12 protein-coding genes are annotated in these 16983 nt (G+C 53.6%); 5 read left to right on the top strand and 7 right to left on the bottom strand.

Going from position 1 to position 16983, the window contains the following annotated elements; all coding sequences use genetic code 11:
- Positions 1–199 precede the first annotated feature (199 nt).
- A complete protein-coding gene (locus tag HNQ92_RS06050) occupies positions 200–1000 on the top strand; it encodes a hypothetical protein (RefSeq protein ID WP_184172218.1) in 801 nt (266 codons plus the stop codon).
- Between the two features lie 377 nt (positions 1001–1377).
- Entirely contained in the window at positions 1378–3102 is a 1725-nt protein-coding gene (locus HNQ92_RS06060) for a hypothetical protein (protein ID WP_184172222.1), read from the top strand.
- A 414-nt stretch (positions 3103–3516) separates the two neighbouring features.
- Here HNQ92_RS06060 and katG read toward each other — a convergent pair whose 3' ends face one another.
- From katG to HNQ92_RS06075, 3 genes are all read right to left on the bottom strand, one after another.
- On the bottom strand, positions 3517–5805 hold the full coding sequence (katG, locus tag HNQ92_RS06065; protein ID WP_184172224.1) for a catalase/peroxidase HPI: 2289 nt from the start codon (positions 5803–5805) through the stop codon (positions 3517–3519).
- Between the two features lie 339 nt (positions 5806–6144).
- Positions 6145–7026 carry a pirin family protein gene (locus HNQ92_RS06070; RefSeq protein WP_184172227.1) on the bottom strand — a complete coding sequence of 294 codons (882 nt, stop codon included), beginning with the start codon at positions 7024–7026 and terminating at the stop codon, positions 6145–6147.
- Between the two features lie 33 nt (positions 7027–7059).
- Entirely contained in the window at positions 7060–7440 is a 381-nt protein-coding gene (locus HNQ92_RS06075) for a DoxX family protein (protein WP_184172229.1), read from the bottom strand.
- Positions 7441–7535: 95 nt separating this feature from the next.
- Between HNQ92_RS06075 and HNQ92_RS06080 the strand changes: the two genes are divergently transcribed.
- Positions 7536–7883, top strand: coding sequence for a winged helix-turn-helix transcriptional regulator (locus tag HNQ92_RS06080; protein WP_184172231.1), 348 nt, complete (start codon positions 7536–7538; stop codon positions 7881–7883).
- Positions 7884–7889: 6 nt separating this feature from the next.
- On the opposite strand, the gene HNQ92_RS06085 is transcribed toward HNQ92_RS06080, so the two are convergent.
- The 4 genes from HNQ92_RS06085 to HNQ92_RS06100 form a co-directional block, all read right to left on the bottom strand.
- Positions 7890–8495: a 2OG-Fe(II) oxygenase gene (locus HNQ92_RS06085; RefSeq protein ID WP_184172233.1), complete on the bottom strand. Its 606-nt coding sequence runs from the start codon at positions 8493–8495 to the stop codon at positions 7890–7892.
- 310 nt (positions 8496–8805) lie between these two features.
- Positions 8806–9969: a n-acyl-d-glucosamine 2-epimerase gene (locus HNQ92_RS06090; RefSeq protein ID WP_184172235.1), complete on the bottom strand. Its 1164-nt coding sequence runs from the start codon at positions 9967–9969 to the stop codon at positions 8806–8808.
- A 21-nt stretch (positions 9970–9990) separates the two neighbouring features.
- Positions 9991–11193, bottom strand: coding sequence for a sialidase family protein (locus tag HNQ92_RS06095; RefSeq protein ID WP_343062969.1), 1203 nt, complete (start codon positions 11191–11193; stop codon positions 9991–9993).
- Between the two features lie 3 nt (positions 11194–11196).
- Complete coding sequence (locus HNQ92_RS06100; protein WP_184172237.1) at positions 11197–11901, bottom strand: FadR/GntR family transcriptional regulator; 705 nt, start codon at positions 11899–11901, stop codon at positions 11197–11199.
- Between the two features lie 207 nt (positions 11902–12108).
- On the opposite strand from HNQ92_RS06100, the gene HNQ92_RS06105 reads away from it, so the two are divergent.
- Together HNQ92_RS06105 and HNQ92_RS06110 are read left to right on the top strand one after the other, a co-directional pair.
- Positions 12109–15384, top strand: a complete 3276-nt coding sequence (locus HNQ92_RS06105; RefSeq protein WP_246439720.1) for a SusC/RagA family TonB-linked outer membrane protein — start codon at positions 12109–12111, stop codon at positions 15382–15384.
- 20 nt (positions 15385–15404) lie between these two features.
- The gene (locus HNQ92_RS06110; protein WP_184172241.1) at positions 15405–16919 is read left to right on the top strand and encodes a RagB/SusD family nutrient uptake outer membrane protein; all 1515 of its coding nucleotides are present in this window, start codon (positions 15405–15407) and stop codon (positions 16917–16919) included.
- Positions 16920–16983 lie beyond the last annotated feature (64 nt).

The raw sequence follows: 16983 nt of genomic DNA on the forward strand, positions 1-16983 counted from the left end.
AACTATAACCATATACACACATGCCTATGATATCTACCTGTACATTCCCCTAAGCTAAAGTACCTCCTTCACTATCAGCGTGCTGCTGTTAGAAGGGTCATACTTTCTCAAATTCTGTTATTCTGAAGCTTTTTCCCTTTTACACCTGGCAGGGGTGGGGAATGGAAAATTACTATTTAATAGTAATCCTCTTAAAGATATGATTGAAAAATTTACACAATGGTTTCAAGAGCATCCTGAGTTAAGCGCTATAGGAACGATACTTAGCTTATTATTAGGTTTCTGGGGGATATTACAAGCATATAAATACAGGAGCCTTAAGCGCTTCTCCTACTCAATTCAAGGTTATAACTTGATTAAAGATTATTCTGAAAAGATTAATGGGCTAAATATAAAATTTCAAGGAAGTAGTGTAAAAAATTTGACTGTTTCCAGGTTAGTCATTTGGAACAGTGGAAACCTTACTATTGATAGAACAGACATTGTAGAAAAAGATAGGCTACGAATTAAAGCATTTGATGGGTTCTCAATTTTTGATAGCTCAATAATTCAATTCAATGATCCTTCAAACAATCTATGTCTAAAGCAATTATCTCCTAGTGAATTAGAAATTAATTTCGATTATTTGGATAAATCGGATGGCTGTGTGATTCAGATAATTCATGATGGTACCAAATCATCAGTTATTAATTTGAAAGGGAAGATTAAAGGAATAAGTAAACTCAAGGAAATAGAAAATGATTATTCCTATCTGCAGGCTCCAGATGATCCAGAATATACTAAGGCGAAGAATATCGGCAAAAAGTTTAAGAATATATTGCCAATTGGGGTACTATATATCTTAATTACACTAATCTATAACCTGTATAGTGGTGCTGAATATCCATTTTTTATATGGATAATGATTTTCCTATTTATACCATATCTATATGTGGTCGCCTTAAGAATATTTAGGCCAAAGGTGCCTAATGGTTTAAATGCATTTAATGAGGAGCTATAGTTAAATGTTAACTATTCTAATGATACGAATCAATGACACCCCCACTAAACTGATGAAGTGCTTCCTGAACGGTAAGTCCACTGTTATTTCGGCAAAATTGCCCAAAGTCTAACATTTGCTCAATGGAGAAATTCCCCATACTATCCATGTTCGCCAGTAAGATACCCTCCTTGGTATACACCTCAAGGACTCTCCGCACGGCAGATGTTTTCCCATCGCCCCGCCGGTTCATGTCCGTCACGATAACTTCTTTTACTTCTATCATAGTTAAGCTTTGTTTAAGTGCGAGCGCAAGTATACAAAGAATAGAACCATAAAAAACGGAAAGTTGCTAAGATATATAAATCCTAACATTTAACTTGAATAAATAGGTATGTATGATGGATGAAAAAATAAAAATTTGCACCATTGATTTTGATTATGACGATGTAAAACTTTTAATTAACCAAGGGTTTGACGTTCACAATGGCTCGGCAGGAAATACATTAAAATTCGAGTCGATATATAGTTCAGAAAGATGTATATTGGATTACAGTTTCCCTCCTAATCTTCACGAATTTCAAGTATTAATTGTTAATATGATTAATACTGAACAAAAATTTTTTTTTAGGCACGAACATGAGTTTGATAAAATAAACTCTAATGGCGTAGTAAAATGGATTGTACAAGCACCTGAAAACATATTTGACCCAAGGCCTATTGCCTTTCATTATTTTCACAATAAGATTTTAGAATTTGGAAAGAAACCAAGTCTACTGATAGTGTTTGCCGATAAGTACTATGAAGCAGATTATTTTCCAGTTATAATAAAACATGGCGGTGAAAGAAGAGGGGAAAAAATCAAGCAATCTAATTATTCATTTTGGGAGTTTAGTTTAAAAGAACCTAAGACTGGTACTAAATCAACAGTCGTAACTACTAATCCAAAGCTTAAATCATTGCTAGAAGATTTTACTAAACTGACTTATTATCAAACTTTTCATTTAAAAACGGTAATAGATAGAGAAAAATCAATATCAATTCAAGATCCTCGTTTCCATAATATATTAGAAGATAGTACCGGAGATATAATTTCATATTCTTATATATTTAATGAATTAGTTTTATTCGTATTTCCTTATTTTGAAAATATAGGGGAGTTTACAAAGCGATTTATGACGGAGGTGGCTCCCGAAATATTACCAAATTTATTTACTGTTCTATCAACTTTTAGCTGGTTAGATGACAAGAAGTACTGGCTACCAGGACATGGCGAATTAATCGAACAAAAGAGCCAGGAAATCACAAGACATGAGCAAGAGCTAAAGAGAATAGATAAAGAGATCGAGGCGAATAAGAATACGTATAATTTCTTGCATGATTTGATAACAGAGACAGATGAAGAATTAGTTGATGCTGTATTATATATTTTACGCTGGTTAGGATTTGATAATGCTCGGAAGATGGATGAAGTGAGCACTTCTGGGGTCTTTGAGGAAGATATCCAACTAAGTGCTGACGAAAAGATACTAGTCATTGAAGTGAAGGGTATTAGAGGAACATCTAAAGACAGTGAGTGTAGCCAAATCGATAAAATCAAGCACCGAAGGATGAAGCAATTGAAAAGCTTTGATGTCTATGGGCTATACATTGTAAACCACCAAAGAACTCAACCATCCCTTAATAGGCAAAACCCTCCCTTTACTGATCATCAAATCCAGGATGCACTCAATACAGAAAGAGGTTTAATGACTACCTGGAGTCTTTATCAGCTTTACTGGGATATTGAAGCGGGTATATTTACCAAAGAAGAAGCTCGCATAAAATTTTTTGATTTCGGCTTGGTTGACTTTCGGTCGAAGTTGGAGACGATTGGTAAAGTCATCCGAAAATTTAACGAAGTAACAATTGGTGTCGAACTCAGTGGAACTGAAATAAAGGTTGGTGATGAAGTGCTTACAGAAGAAGATGGATTTATGGCAAAGTATCAGGTATTATCTATCCATCAAAATAATGTCTCGGTACCTTCTGCCTGCGAAGGAGAAACAGGTATTCAATTAGATAAGCCAATGAAAAAAAATGTAATTCTCTACAAAAAGCCTCAATATGTATCAAGGGACTAGTATCGGTACATCTGGAATATCACCCAGCGCCAAAGCTTAATGGTGTAGTTGTAATAATCGCTTTTTGCATTAGACATTCTTAGGGTTTTCGTGACAGTGATCATTGTGCTTGTTGTTTTGAGTTGAGCTCAATTTTACTACCTTCGAGCTACGAAAAAACGGAAAGTTGCAGGTAGGCAAGGGGAGAAGTTACAAGAATATGTTTCAGGAAAGGTAAAATTAATGAATTTCAATCATTTGAATAATAGTCACTTGTGGTTGTTTTGAGATAATCCAAACGGGATCATAAGTTTCTGTCTTTTAGGAAAGCCAACCCACCCAAGGTACTTCCAACAATGAACTTTTAGCCCCCAAAACAAAAAGGGCCATCTCAACGGAGACGGCCCTTTTCTTTTGGGTACTTATTTATAGCAACTACGCCAGATCAAACCGGTCCAGGTTCATCACTTTATTCCAGGCGGCCACAAAGTCCTTCACGAATTTCTCCTGGGCGTCGGCGCTGCCGTATACTTCGGCCAGGGCGCGTAGTTCGGCGTTGGAGCCAAATACCAGGTCGGCGCGGGTGGCGGTCCATTTGGGTTGGCCCGTTTTGCGGTCGGTACCCAGGTACAGTTCGCGGTCTTCCGACAGGGCCTTCCAGGCGGTATTCATGTCGAGCAGGTTCACGAAGAAATCGTTGGTCAGCGTGCCGGGGCGTTGCGTGAAAACCCCGTGCTTGGAGCCGTCGAAGTTGGTACCCAGGGCGCGCATACCTCCCAGCAGCACGGTGAGCTCGGGGCCGGTGAGGGTGAGCAGCTGCGCCTTATCGATCAGCAGCGCCTCGGTCGAGGCTGGAATGCTGGCATTGCGGTAGTTGCGGAAACCGTCGGCCTGAGGCTCCAGGAAACTCACCGACTCCACGTCGGTTTGCTCCTGCGAGGCATCCATGCGGCCCGGCGTGAACGGCACGCTGACGGAGAACCCGGCCTCTTGGGCGGCTTTTTCCACCGCGGCGGTACCGGCCAGCACGATCAAATCGGCCAGAGAAACTTTCTTGCCTCCTACTTGCGTGTCGTTGAACTCGCGCTGGATACTTTCCAGGGTACCTAGCACTTTTTGCAGCTGAATCGGGTTGTTGACCAGCCAGTCCTTTTGGGGCGCCAGGCGGATGCGGGCTCCGTTGGCACCACCCCGTTTGTCGGAACCCCGGAAGGTCGAAGCCGAGGCCCAGGCCGTTGCTACCAGCTCAGATACGCTCAGGCCCGAGGCCAGGATGTTGGCTTTCAGGCCGGCGATGTCGTTTTCATCCACCAGGGCGTGGTCCACTTCCGGAATAGGGTCTTGCCACAAAAGGACTTCCTCGGGTACCTCAGGACCCAGGTAGCGGGCGCGGGGGCCCATGTCGCGGTGCGTGAGTTTAAACCAGGCCCGGGCAAAGGCGTCGGCAAAGGCATCGGGATTTTCCAGGAAGCGCCGGGAAATTTTTTCGTACGCCGGGTCCAGCCGCAAGGCCAGGTCGGTGGTGAGCATGGTGGGTCGGTGCTTTTTGGAAGGATCGTACGCATCCGGAATAATACCCTCGGCGTCTTTGGCTACCCACTGGTGGGCTCCGCCGGGGCTTTTTGTCAATTCCCACTCAAAGCCAAACAGGTTCTCGAAGAAGTTGTTGCTCCACCGGGTGGGAGTAGTGGTCCAGGTTACTTCCAGTCCGCTGGTGATGGTGTCGGGGCCCTTGCCGGAGCCGTAGCTGTTGCTCCAGCCAAAGCCTTGCAATTCCAGGTCGGCGGCTTCGGGCTCATTCCCTACGTGCTCGGATGGAGCTGCGCCGTGGGTTTTACCGAAGCTGTGTCCACCCGCAATCAGGGCCACGGTTTCTTCGTCGTTCATGGCCATGCGGCCAAAGGTATCCCGGATGTCACGGGCGGCTGCAATGGGGTCCGGGTTGCCATCGGGTCCTTCGGGATTTACGTAAATCAACCCCATGTGGGCGGCGGCCAGCGGTTTTTCCAGGTCGCGCGAGTGGATTACGCCGTCGGCGTCTTCGTCCGAGCTAACTACGCCATGCCTTGCTTCAGCATGTGCGGTTAGGCCCGAAACCCCTTTGGAATAACGCGCCTCGTTGCCCAGCCAGGTAGTTTCAGCGCCCCAGTATACATCTTCGTCGGGCTCCCATACGTCGGCGCGCCCTCCGGCAAAGCCAAAGGTTTTGAAACCCATCGATTCCAGGGCTACGTTCCCGGTCAGGATCATCAAATCGGCCCAGGAAAGTTTACGGCCGTACTTTTGCTTGATGGGCCAGAGCAGCCGACGGGCTTTGTCCAGGCTCACGTTGTCGGGCCAGCTGTTCAGGGGCGCAAAGCGCTGCTGCCCGGAGCCGCCACCGCCCCGGCCGTCGGTGACGCGGTAGGTACCCGCGCTGTGCCAGGCCATGCGGATGAACAAGGGACCGTAATGCCCAAAGTCGGCCGGCCACCAGTCTTGGGAGTCGGTCATGAGGGCGTGCAGGTCTTGCTTTACCGCCGCCAGGTCAAGGCTTTTGAACGCTTCGGCGTAGTCAAAGTCGTCCTCCATCGGATTGGATTTGGAGGAGTGCTGGCGCAGGATATTGAGCTTGAGCTGGTTGGGCCACCAGTCGCGGTTTCTGGTGCCCCCACCGCCAACATTTTGCTTCATGCTGCCATTATGAAAGGGGCACTGGCTGATGTCGTTGGTTTCGTTTTCCATGTTGAAGAAATTTTTGGTTAAATGGTTTGCTGGCGCCGGGTACTTGGGCGCGACTGTAAAAGTAGGGCAATGGGGTAAATAATAAAAATCAATTAATTTTATGTTTCAATAGTATTTATCTATATAAATCAGAAAGTACCTGGTCCCGACAGGTACCTGCGAGCCTGGTTTTTAAACAAAAAGACGGGAAGCTAACAAATCTAGGTACTTTAGGTAAACTTTATTCCGGAAAGGGAGAGGAAGTTAACACGTATGGAGGAGAGCGTTCGGGGTTTGAAGCGAATAAAAAATGGGCTACCGCGCTTGGTAGCCCATTTTTTATAGGTAGCACCTTCCAGCCTAGGAGGTGGGGACCGCAGCCCGTTTCCGGTGCTGTACCTTACGGCTAGGGGGTAGTTCGTTCAGATGGGGCATTTTGCCCTGGCGGTATTCCTGGTACAACCGCTGGATGTCTTCCCGGCTATCCCCGACAAAGGGCCCGTGACTGACCACGGGTACTTGCTGCGGTTCGCCCGCGTAGAAGACCAACCGGGCACCCAGCTCCCCGGCCCTGAACGTAATGGCACTCTCTCCGCTTGGTTGGGGCTCGTCGAGCCAGGCCGCTTGTCCCTTTTCTACCTTGGTGTCACCGGCCCACAGGGTACCTTCCAGTACATACACAAAGCCGCTGTACGAGGCCGGTACGTCCTGGACCACCGCTGCCTCCTTAGTGAGGTGCAGGTCAACCAGACTAAACGGGGTGTGGTTTTGCAAAGGGGACACCAAGCCGTGGCTGGCACCGCTATATACCCTGATTTCGCCGTCCGCTGTTTTCTTGACGGGTACATCCTCCAGGAGGATTTGTTGCCACAAGGGCTCCGCCCACCTTTTTTCGGGGGGAAGTACCAGCCACAGCTGCAAGATCCGCAGCTGGGTTTGGGCCGTAATTTCTTCGGTATGAATGATGCCCTTGCCCGCGGTCATCAGCTCCAGGCTGCCGGTTTCCCAGTCGTTGTCGTTGCCTTGCAGCACCAGCGTGACGGTCTCAAACCCGGCGTGGGGGTGCGGCCCGCCCACGGGTGGTCCGCCAGGCAGGTTCAGCTGGTCGTCCATGAGCAGCAGGAACGGATCGGTTTGGGCGAAGTGATTGCCATCCACGACGGCCGCCGCCCGGTGCCCCGGCCCCAAAAAACCGGGCTGCAGCGGGCTGGTAGTAAGGCGAGCAATTTTACGTTGGATCATGGTTTTCATGGTTAAAGTAAAAATTACCTTTAGTTAAGCAGCCTGGCGCGTGGGAAGCAGCCGTTGGCGTAGTTCAGGAAAGCGTAGCGCTGCCGTAATCCAGAGCAGCACCTGAACGGCTACGGCCATGGCAATGGGCTGCTGGTGCTCAAGGTGCGTGACAATAGCCCCGCCCATGTAGGCAATGAGTAAGAGCGAACCAAGGACCCCGGTGCGGGGAACGATGAACAGGATCAGCGAAATGACTTCGATGACGCCGATTAGCTGATAGGTACTGGCTCCGATGCCTATCGCCGCGGCTTGCGCTAGGGCGGTTTCGTTTTGGGTAAGCTTCAGGAAAGCACTCATGGTGAAAAGGAGTGCCAGCACCAGGGTAAGTACCCAGCCGGTCGTTTTCATTACTTTTTGTGACATAAGAATTATTTATTAGTTGATGATGCAAAGGTACCGGGTAATGGTATATATTTGTAATCTGTTACATAAAGGATACCGATTACAAAAAGGATACTATGCATACGGAACATACCGCCGAAACGTGTAAAAAGGCCCGATTGGCCGTTCAGGATACGCTGGACGTAGTAGGGGGCAAATGGAAGCTGGTCCTGCTGACCATCCTGATGCACGGCAAGAGAAGGTTTCGGGAGCTGTCGCGGGAGGCGGGCATTACGCCCCGGATTTTATCGAAAGAGCTCCAGGAGATGGAAATGAACGGCCTGGTGAGCCGGACGGTCTGCGATACCCGGCCCGTGACGGTGGAGTACGCCCTAACGCCCTACAGTGAGACCCTGAAGGAAGTGCTGGACGCCATGGAGCATTGGGGGCAGCAGCACCGAAGAAAGATCATCGGCGGGTCGTAGGCGGGTTTATTTTCCCAGCCTGTCTACTTTCAGCCAGCCCGTTATACTCATTCGGGGTGCGTGCGTAAGTACCACTTCGTGTTCCAGTTCGCTGCTTTTGAAGAAGACACTCTGGCCATTTCGCGGGGCAATGTCCTGCGTGGAAGCCTCGTGATGGATGCGCAGTTCTCCGCCGTCGGCTTCCTGCCAGTCGGTATTCAGGTAATGAACCATGGAGTATTGGCGGCTGTCGTTGTTCTGAAACTGATCGAGGTGTTTTTTGTAGAAACTACCCTTTTCATAAAGGGTATAATGAAATTCATAGCCCGTAATGCCCGTGTAGCAGGTGCTGTTCAGGTACTTCACGAAGCGGTCCATCAGGTCAAAGAAATCGTTTTCGTGCGGGTTGTGGTGCTGGCGATCCAGCCAGTATATTTTATCCCGTCTGAAGGATTCATCGTGCGTCAGCTGGCGGCCGTTTCCCGTTCCGGCCGACTGGAGTCGCTTTCCTGCGTACAGCGCCGCCAGGTTTTCCCGGAGGTGCGAGGCGAGTGGTTCGCTTAGAAAATTTTCGGCAATGCCTACTTTATTGTCAATAAAACTCGTGATCAGGCTATCAAAGATCTTTTCCACTCAGGGTACTGGGGTAGGTAGGGGACAGCGTTGTTCCTTATGTGGTAAAGGTACCTTTAATTAATTGTAAATCTTTGTTTTAGGGTGTGTCGGGCCAAAGGTTGGGGGTGCTTTAGGTAGGGCAGAGGGTTAATTTGCAGAGGGCATGGGGCTAGGGGCAGAGGGTTTATTATTTTTTCATCAATAAGTACCCTAATACACCGTTCATTTCTATTGCCTATTCTCCCAGGAGGAAAGGTGTCTCGGTTAGGGTACTTGTACCGAAAGTACCCTAACCGAAACACCCAGGCCCCGCACCCTATGCCCTTTGCTACTGGCCTTCCAGCACCTGCCAGCATTGGTACAGGCCGCGGGGGACGTGGTAGCAGCCTTTCCATTTTCCGCCTTTGAGCGGCAAAAGTACCTCGCCGCGGCGGTTGAGGTACCCGTACCACTCGCCCTGCTCGGGGTCGGGGAAGTGGCTCCAGGTGTAGCTATGTACTTTTTCAAACCAGGCCTGGCATTCCGGTCGGCCGGTGAGCTGGTAGCCCTTGGCCAGGCTGATGAGCGTTTCGAGGTGTACCCACCAGAGTTTCTGGTCCCACTCGAGCTGCTGGGGCGGGTGGCCGTGGGCGTCCAGGAAGTAGTACAGACCGCCGTATTCGGCATCCCAGGCGTAGTCCAGCGTTTGGAGCGTGATGTCCACGGCGCGGTGGAGGAGAGGGCGGTTGTGGCGACGCTCGGCCAGATCCATGATGAACCACATGGCCTCGATGGCGTGGCCGGGGTTGAGCAATCTACCTTCAAATGAGTCGGACGGCTGCCCGTCGGGCGTGACGTTCTCCCGGATCAACCCCAGCGCCGGATCGTAAAATACCTCCATGACTTCGTGAATGCATTCGTCGATGGTACTTTCTACCAGCGCGGGGTCCAGGAGGTGTTCTATTTCCAGCGCCAGGTTGCAGAGGATCATGGGCAGGGCGAAGTTCTTAAGCGGACGGGTACTTGCCACGGCTTTGCTCCAGGTACCTTTGGGGTTATGGCGCCGGGCCAGGATCTGGTGGAAGGTACTTTGGGCGAGCTCGGCCTGAGCTTCGCTGCCCGTAGCCAGCGAAAGCTGCCCGAAGGCCATCGTGGCAAAGCAGTCCGAAAAAATATTGTAAGGCTGTACCAAAGGCTTACCCGCGCGCGTCAGCGAAAAGTACCAGCTGCCGTCGGCGGCCTGGCCGTAGCGTTGCAGGAAATCAGCTCCGTGCCGGGCCAGCTCGAGCCAGTCGGGGCGCGCCTCCAGGCGGTTGTAGAGCATCGCAAACGTCCAGACCTGCCGGGCCTGTAGCCAGATGAATTTGTCGGTATCGTATACCTGTCCGCGGCGGTCGAGGCAGGTAAAGTACCCACCGGCTGCGCGGTCGGGGGAGTACTTTTGCCAGAACGGCAGGACGTCGTTCAGCAGGGCGTCCCGGTACTGGGGCGCGTAGGTAGCAAGCGTAGGCATGGCGTAAAGGGGTACTTGGCGTTAGGGATTGAGCCAGTGAAACGGAAAGTGGGCGAAGTTGATTCGGCTGTACTCATCGCGCTCGTAGAGTATGCCGATGGTATTATCTTGTAGCACCACCAGGTCGGAGTAGGCCGAGGAGCCGCCGCAGATTTCCTTCGGGGCCGACCAGGTCCGTCCGTCGTCGGTGCTGGTGCGTACACTGAGTTTTTCGCGCTTGGTTTGGCTGTTGAGGTTGGCAAAAAGAAGGACCGACTGGCCCGCGGGCGTGCGGTAGTTGATCATACTGCCCTGGCAGACGGGGTCGGGGAGGTCGGTGGCTACCAGTACGGGTTGCCAGCTTTCGCCCGCGCTGGGCGAGGCCGCCAGCAGCCGGTTCTTCACGTCGCCCGCCTGGTTCCGCATGTTCATTAGCAGGCCCCCGTCGGAGGTTTCGGCGGCGGTACTTTCGTTGCCGCCGGGGTAGCCGAGGGTGGGGCTTAGTTTCCAGGTTTGGCCGTGGTCGTCGGAGTAGAAGCCGTGGGCGCGGTAGTCGCGAAACTGCGGCTGCGGGTCGCCCGCCGAGTGATTGGCCGCCACGAAGAGGCGTCCGCGGTAGGTACCCTGCTGGATTTGCAGCGCGTGGCCGGGCGTGTTGGCGTAGGAGCGCCAGTCTTCCGAAAAGCGGTAGGCCGGGTTCACGTCCGGCCGGTTGGGTCGGTTGACCTGCGCGGTAATGTTCACCGCCTCTGACCAGCTCTCGCCGCCGTCGGTGCTGGTTTTGTACCACACTTCCCGAATGGCTTTGCCCTTCCGGACGTCATTCTCCGAAGCAGTACCCGTATTATACACCAAAAACAGACGTCCGTTGGGGTAGCGGGGGTCAGTCAGGTCATAGACCGGGGCCGGGTTACCGGCCTGGTTGGTACCGTAGTCCACCACCAGGGTTTGGGTACCCCAGGTTTTTCCGCCGTCGCGGCTGGTACGTAGCACGATGTCCACGTCGCCAAAGTCTCCGCAGTTCGTTCGGCGGCCTTCGGCAAAGGCCAGTAAAGTACCCTCCGGCGCTTTCACAATGGCCGGAATCCGGTAGCATTGGTAACCGTCGCTGCCGTTTTGAAATACCGTTACTTCGTCGGGGGCTGGCTGTACTAGGGTCGGGCTATTCGCTGGTGGCTCCGGCACGGGGGTACTTGGGGCGCCTAGCCAAAGCAGGCTGGCCACCAGAGCGGTACGTATCATCATGGATTAAAAAATACGTTGAAAATTATTTTCGAAATGGTTGCGCATGGCGTTGCGGAAGGTTTCGGGGGTACCGTGCTGGAGCACATCCACCAGCCCCCGGTGCGACACAAACTTTTTGTGCTGTACCGGTTTTTTGAGAATACCGCTGTTGTGCACGTACTCGAAGGTAGGTAGCAGCATTCGCTGGAAGCGCTTCAGGGTGCGGTTTCCGGTAATTTCATACAGCTTGCCGTGGAAACGAATCTCCTTCTCCGCGTCGAAAATCACCTCCTCGGTATTCACGGGTTCGTCGGCCACGATGGTGTAGAGCTCGTCGATGTCGCGCTGCGTGATGCGCTCAAACAACAAATCGCCCATCCCGATTTCAAGGACCATCCGCAGCTCAAAAATATCGCGCAGGGTTTCGTCGTCCAGGATACCGGGGTACATCGTTTTTTCCAGCAATAGGAGCAAGTCAGGATTGGTAATCACCGTGCCGCGCTTTTTCTTGGTGTCCACCATGCCCCGCATTCGCAGCCGCTGCATGGCTTCCCGCACCACGGTCCGGCTTACGCCCAGCTGCACGGCCAGCTCTACCTCCTTCGGGATTACGTCGCCGGTTTTGTACTGTTGTTCCTGAAAAAAATCCAGCAGGTCGGTCTCGGCTTTATCGACCAACGACGAAGGTTCCTGAATCCGAAGTTCGTCGTTCATATTCGTATAGTTCATTATTATGTATAATTTAATATTGAGCAAAAGTAGCACTTAGGTACTTAATTCAAAATTATTCCGCATAAAATAAAATTATTATCAAATACTTGACAATTAAGTTATACATAATACCTTTGCTAAATCATACATAAACCAACAATTATGATGATTATGCAAAAATGTTTTACGGATTTAGTTACAAGTCGGTTTTATGTCATACTTATTATGGCCTTGCTCCTGGCTTCCCCCAGCTGGGCGCAGAGTAAACTGTTGGATGGTGTCGTGCGGGATGCGCAGACCGCCGAAGCCCTACCGGGCGTGAACGTGACGGTGAAAGGAACCAGCCGGGGTACCATGACCGACGCCGAGGGGCGGTTTTCGCTGAGCGTTGAGCCGGGGCAGGTGCTGGTCCTCTCGTTGATCGGGATGGTTTCGCAGGAGGTGATCGTAGGTACCCAAAGTACCCTGGAAGTACGGATGGCTGAAAGTACCCAAAGTCTGGACGAACTGGTGGTAGTAGGTTACGGCCAGCAGAGCCGCCGCACGCTCACGGGCTCGGTGTCGTCGGTGGACCCGGCGGTGTTCAAGTCGGTGCCGCGTACCAACGTGGCTACGGCCCTGCAAGGTACCGTGCCGGGGCTACGCATTCAGCAAACAACCGGCCAGCCCGGTGCAACGCCCACGATTTCGTTTCGGGGCGGAACCGACTTCAACGGCGGCGGTACCCCGCTCATCCTTGTGGATGGGGTGATCGTGCCCTCGCTGTTCGGGATCAATATGGAAGACGTGGAGACGATGGACCTGCTCAAAGACGCGGCCTCGACGGCCATCTACGGGGCCCGGGCCTCGAACGGGGTGATCCTGGTGACGACCCGTAAAGGGAAGAAAGGACAAACCCAGGTGACCTATAGCTTTAAGCACGCCACGAATTTTGTGCGGCGTAACCCGCTCAACTACCTGAGTGCCGAGGAGTACATCCGCTGGAACCGCCGGGGCCTGGCGGCGCGCTACGAAGCCGCCCAGGCCGACAACAATACCGCCGAAATGAACAACACCCGCAACCAACTGACGGGAGCCTGGGGCTGGGGCGTGAACGCAGGTTGGACCGCCCCGGATGGCAAGTACTCCACGCAGCTCCTGACCAATACCAACCGGTCTTTGCTCAACGACCCCCAATACCGGCTCCTGGTGGATGCCAATCCGTTTAATACGGGGCAGGTCGATAGCCTGCTCTATCGTTCCATTTCCCAGCGCGACCTGGAAAATCTCATTCTTCAGCAAAGTAATCTCAACGAGCACTACGTCAACGTGTCGGGCGGGAACGAGCAGGGGAACTTTGCGCTGGGCCTGGGCGGAATCAAAGACGTAGGTACTTTGATCGGGTCGTCGCTGGAGCGCCTGAATTTGAACTTCAACGGCGGACTTAACGTAGGGCAAAACCTGACCGTGGCGCTCAACGTGGCGGGCTACAGTACCAAGTCTTCGCCTTCGTACCTCACCGCCGACAACAGCGGGGCCGTCGGTGGGGGCGTGATCCAGCGCTTTACGGGCATTGCTCCGACGGCCCGGCTCACGCACGACCTCACGGGGGCCGAGCTGCCGGGCGTGGACGGAAGTACCCTGGGTAACCCCAGCTACTTCCGGGATAAATTTTACAACCAAAACGTGGAACAACGCTACAGCGGCGGCCTCAACCTTGAGTACCGCATCCTGCCGGGCCTGAAGGTACTGGCTTCGGGCTCGGGATTTTACCGTTACACGACCGCCAACAGCTTCACCAAAGCCTACATCAACGGCACGGGCGGGGTGCTAGTCAATACCCGCAACGCGTCTTTTTCCAACCAGCGCGTGAGCCAGTACCAGTACAACGGTTTTTTGCAATACGACAAAACTTTCGGCAAGCATAGCCTGTCGGCGCTGGGCGGCGGGGAGTTTTTTGAGTACCGGCAGTACGACTACGGCGCCTCGGCCAACCTGGCCGCTACCGATTTTATTCCGTGGCTGTCGGCTTCGACGGCGGCGGTGGGGGTACCTAGTTCGGCGTTTTCGAGCTGGCAACGGCTGGCGTCGGTCATCGGGCGGGTCAATTACAACTACGACAACCGGTACCTCCTGACCGTCAATGCCCGCTACGACGGTACCTCCCGCCTCACGACCCACCGCTACGGCTTTTTCCCCGGCCTGTCGCTGGGCTGGAACCTACACTTCGAAGATTTCTTTGCCGAGCTGGGCCTGAGCAAGTACGTCTCGACCCTGAAGCCGCGCATCAGCTGGGGCGAAAACGGCAGCATTGCGCCCCTGGGCGACTACGCCACCATTCCGCAGTACGGCAACGTGGGGATCTATAACGGCGCGCCGGGCTTTGCGGCGGGGGCCCTCACCAACACCGACCTGCGGTGGGAGCGGGCCAGTACCGTCAACTTCGGGCTGGACCTGGGTTTGTTTAATAATCGTATGACGATTCTGGCCGACTACTTTGTCCGGAACGTGTACGATAAGATCAGCTCCCTCACGATTCCGGCCTGGACGGGCTACAGCAGCTACGTGACCAACCTGGGCCAGCTCCAAAACCGGGGCCTGGAGCTGGAAGTACGGACGGCGATCATTCGGCCCAGTTCGGCGGGGGCGTGGTCGTGGAGCGTGGGGGCTAATCTCTTTCACGTGAAGAACTACGCCAAAAAACTACCCGACAACGGCCTGGACCGCAACCGCCAGAGCGCCATGCAGGTGTACGATCCGGCCCAGGGCGGGGTTGTGTGGGTAGGTGGGCTTCAGGAAGGCAAGCGCATTGGCCTCGACGAGATCTGGGCACCGGCCTACGACGGCATTTACACCACCCAGGCCGATCTCGACGCCCGCGCCAACCTGGTGAATACCTACCTGCCTTATACCAACAAGCGCATCAAGCTCCTGGGCGACGCCCGCTGGCGCGACCTCGACCAAAACGATACGCTCGATTTCCGCGATTTTGTGTACGTGGGCCGCACCACGCCCACGGTGCAGGGTGGGTTTTCATCGACCTTGCAGTGGAAGGGCTTCACGCTCTTTGGGCAATTCGACTACTCGCTGGGCTTCGTGATTGCCAACCAAATGTACCTGCGAGGCATGTCGCAGGTACAGGGCTCGCAAAACGGTCCGGTGGATATCCTCGATACCTGGTCGCCGGAAAACCCCACGGGTACCTTGCCTCGCTACTACTGGGCCAACTACGGCCGCAACTACTTTATGGACGCGGGTGGCAACACCACTGCCCCCGCCAACTACTGGCAGAAGGGCGACTACCTGGCCCTGCGCGAGCTCACGCTGAGCTACGACCTGACGGGTACCTTGATGGAGCGCCTGGCCCGTAACCGGATCAAAAGCCTGCGGCTGTTTCTGACGGGCTCCAACCTGGTGTACTTCACGCGCTACAACGGTACTTTCCCCGAGGTGGGCGGCAACGACGTGGGGCGGTTCCCGCTGCCGCGCGTAGCCACGGTAGGGGCCACGATCCATTTTTAAAACCAACGCTTCCAATTGCTATGAAAGCTACTCGAATACTTGTATTTGTCTTGGTCCTGGGAATGGGGCTGTTTTCCTGCCAGCGCCAGCTGGAAGAAGTAACCCCCCAAACCTCGCTCAACCAGCAGCTGGCCCTGACCGACGCCAACGCCGCCCTGACGCTCTATACCGGCGTGTACGCCTCGCTGCGTACCTACCACGGCACGCTGGTGCAGTTGGGTGAAATGCGCTCCGACCTGTGGGCCGACGGCCTGTTTACCGAGTCCGAAGACGCGGGCCTGAAGCAGTACTGGTCGCACAACATCAACGCCACCAACGTACCCGCGGGCAACTGGGGCGGATTGTATACCCTCCTCGACCGGATCAACACCGTCATCCAGCTGTTTCCGCAGGCTCCCCTGGACGACACCCGGCGCAATGCCGCCCTGGCCGAAATGCACGGCCTGCGGGCGTACGTATACTATACCTTATTGCGAAGCTGGGGCGGGGTACCCATCACTACCCAGCCCGTAGCGGCGGTGGGCTCCCTTACCGACCTCTACCGCGAGCGCGCCCGGCCCGAAGAGGTGATGGCCCTCATCAAAAGCGATCTCGAACAATCACTGAGCCTTTTTGCGGGCAATAACGCCTTCACGACCAAACGCGTGTACTGGAACCGCGCCGCGACGCTCACCCTCAAAGGCGACGCCTACCTCTGGTCAGGTACCCACCTGGGCGGCGGCGCGGCTGATTTTGGGGTGGCCAAGGCGGCGCTGGAAGAGGTGAAAGCGCTGCCCACGCTGGGGCTCCAGACTACCTACGCCGACGTATTCGATCCGACCCGGGAAGCCAATAACCGCGAAATTATTTTTGCCCTGAATTTTGAGCGAAACGAGGCCGTCATGGGGGCCTACGGTAGTTTCCTGGTCAATACCACCCAGGCGGGTACCTTGGTGCTGAACCCCGAGTCGGGGACGCCCGCGGCCGTAAACGCCGTGTACCCGCTGGTAGCGGGCGCGAGCCGGGTGGGGATGTCGCCCGCCATGCTGGAGCGCCTTAACGACCCGACGGACCAGCGCCTGCGGGTGAGCTTCCGCACCATGCACCGCACCACCGCCGGGTACCCGGTGGCGGGGGTACTTTTGACGAAGTTTATCGGCCGGGTGGATGCGGGCATCCAGCTGTACGACCAGGATTTTCCCGTTTATCGCTACGCCGAAGTACTTTTGCTGCTGGCTGAAGTCAACGCCAAGTTGGGCCAAAATCCTTCGGCGGAGATCAACGCCATCCGGGCGCGGGCCTACGGCAGCGGGTTCACACCCTACGCCAACGGCAGCCTTGAGGCCAATCTGAACGCCATTTTGGAAGAGTACCTGCGGGAATTCATCGGAGAGGGAAAACGCTGGTGGGCCCTCCGGCGGGCGGGCGACGCCTACGTGTTCAACGCCGTTGATCCCAGGTACCTTCCGGCCGCGCAACCCTATAAGCTGCTGCTGCCCGTGACGGTCACCATGCTCAACACCGACCCTAGGCTCACCCAAACGCCCGGCTATTAGGTACTTTGGAAAGCAGTAAAAAAGAGGTAGTTTCCCGTTTTCCGGGCAGCGCTGGAAAGTACCT

The organism is Rhabdobacter roseus, from assembly GCF_014202275.1.
Lineage (GTDB): Bacteria > Bacteroidota > Bacteroidia > Cytophagales > Spirosomataceae > Rhabdobacter > Rhabdobacter roseus.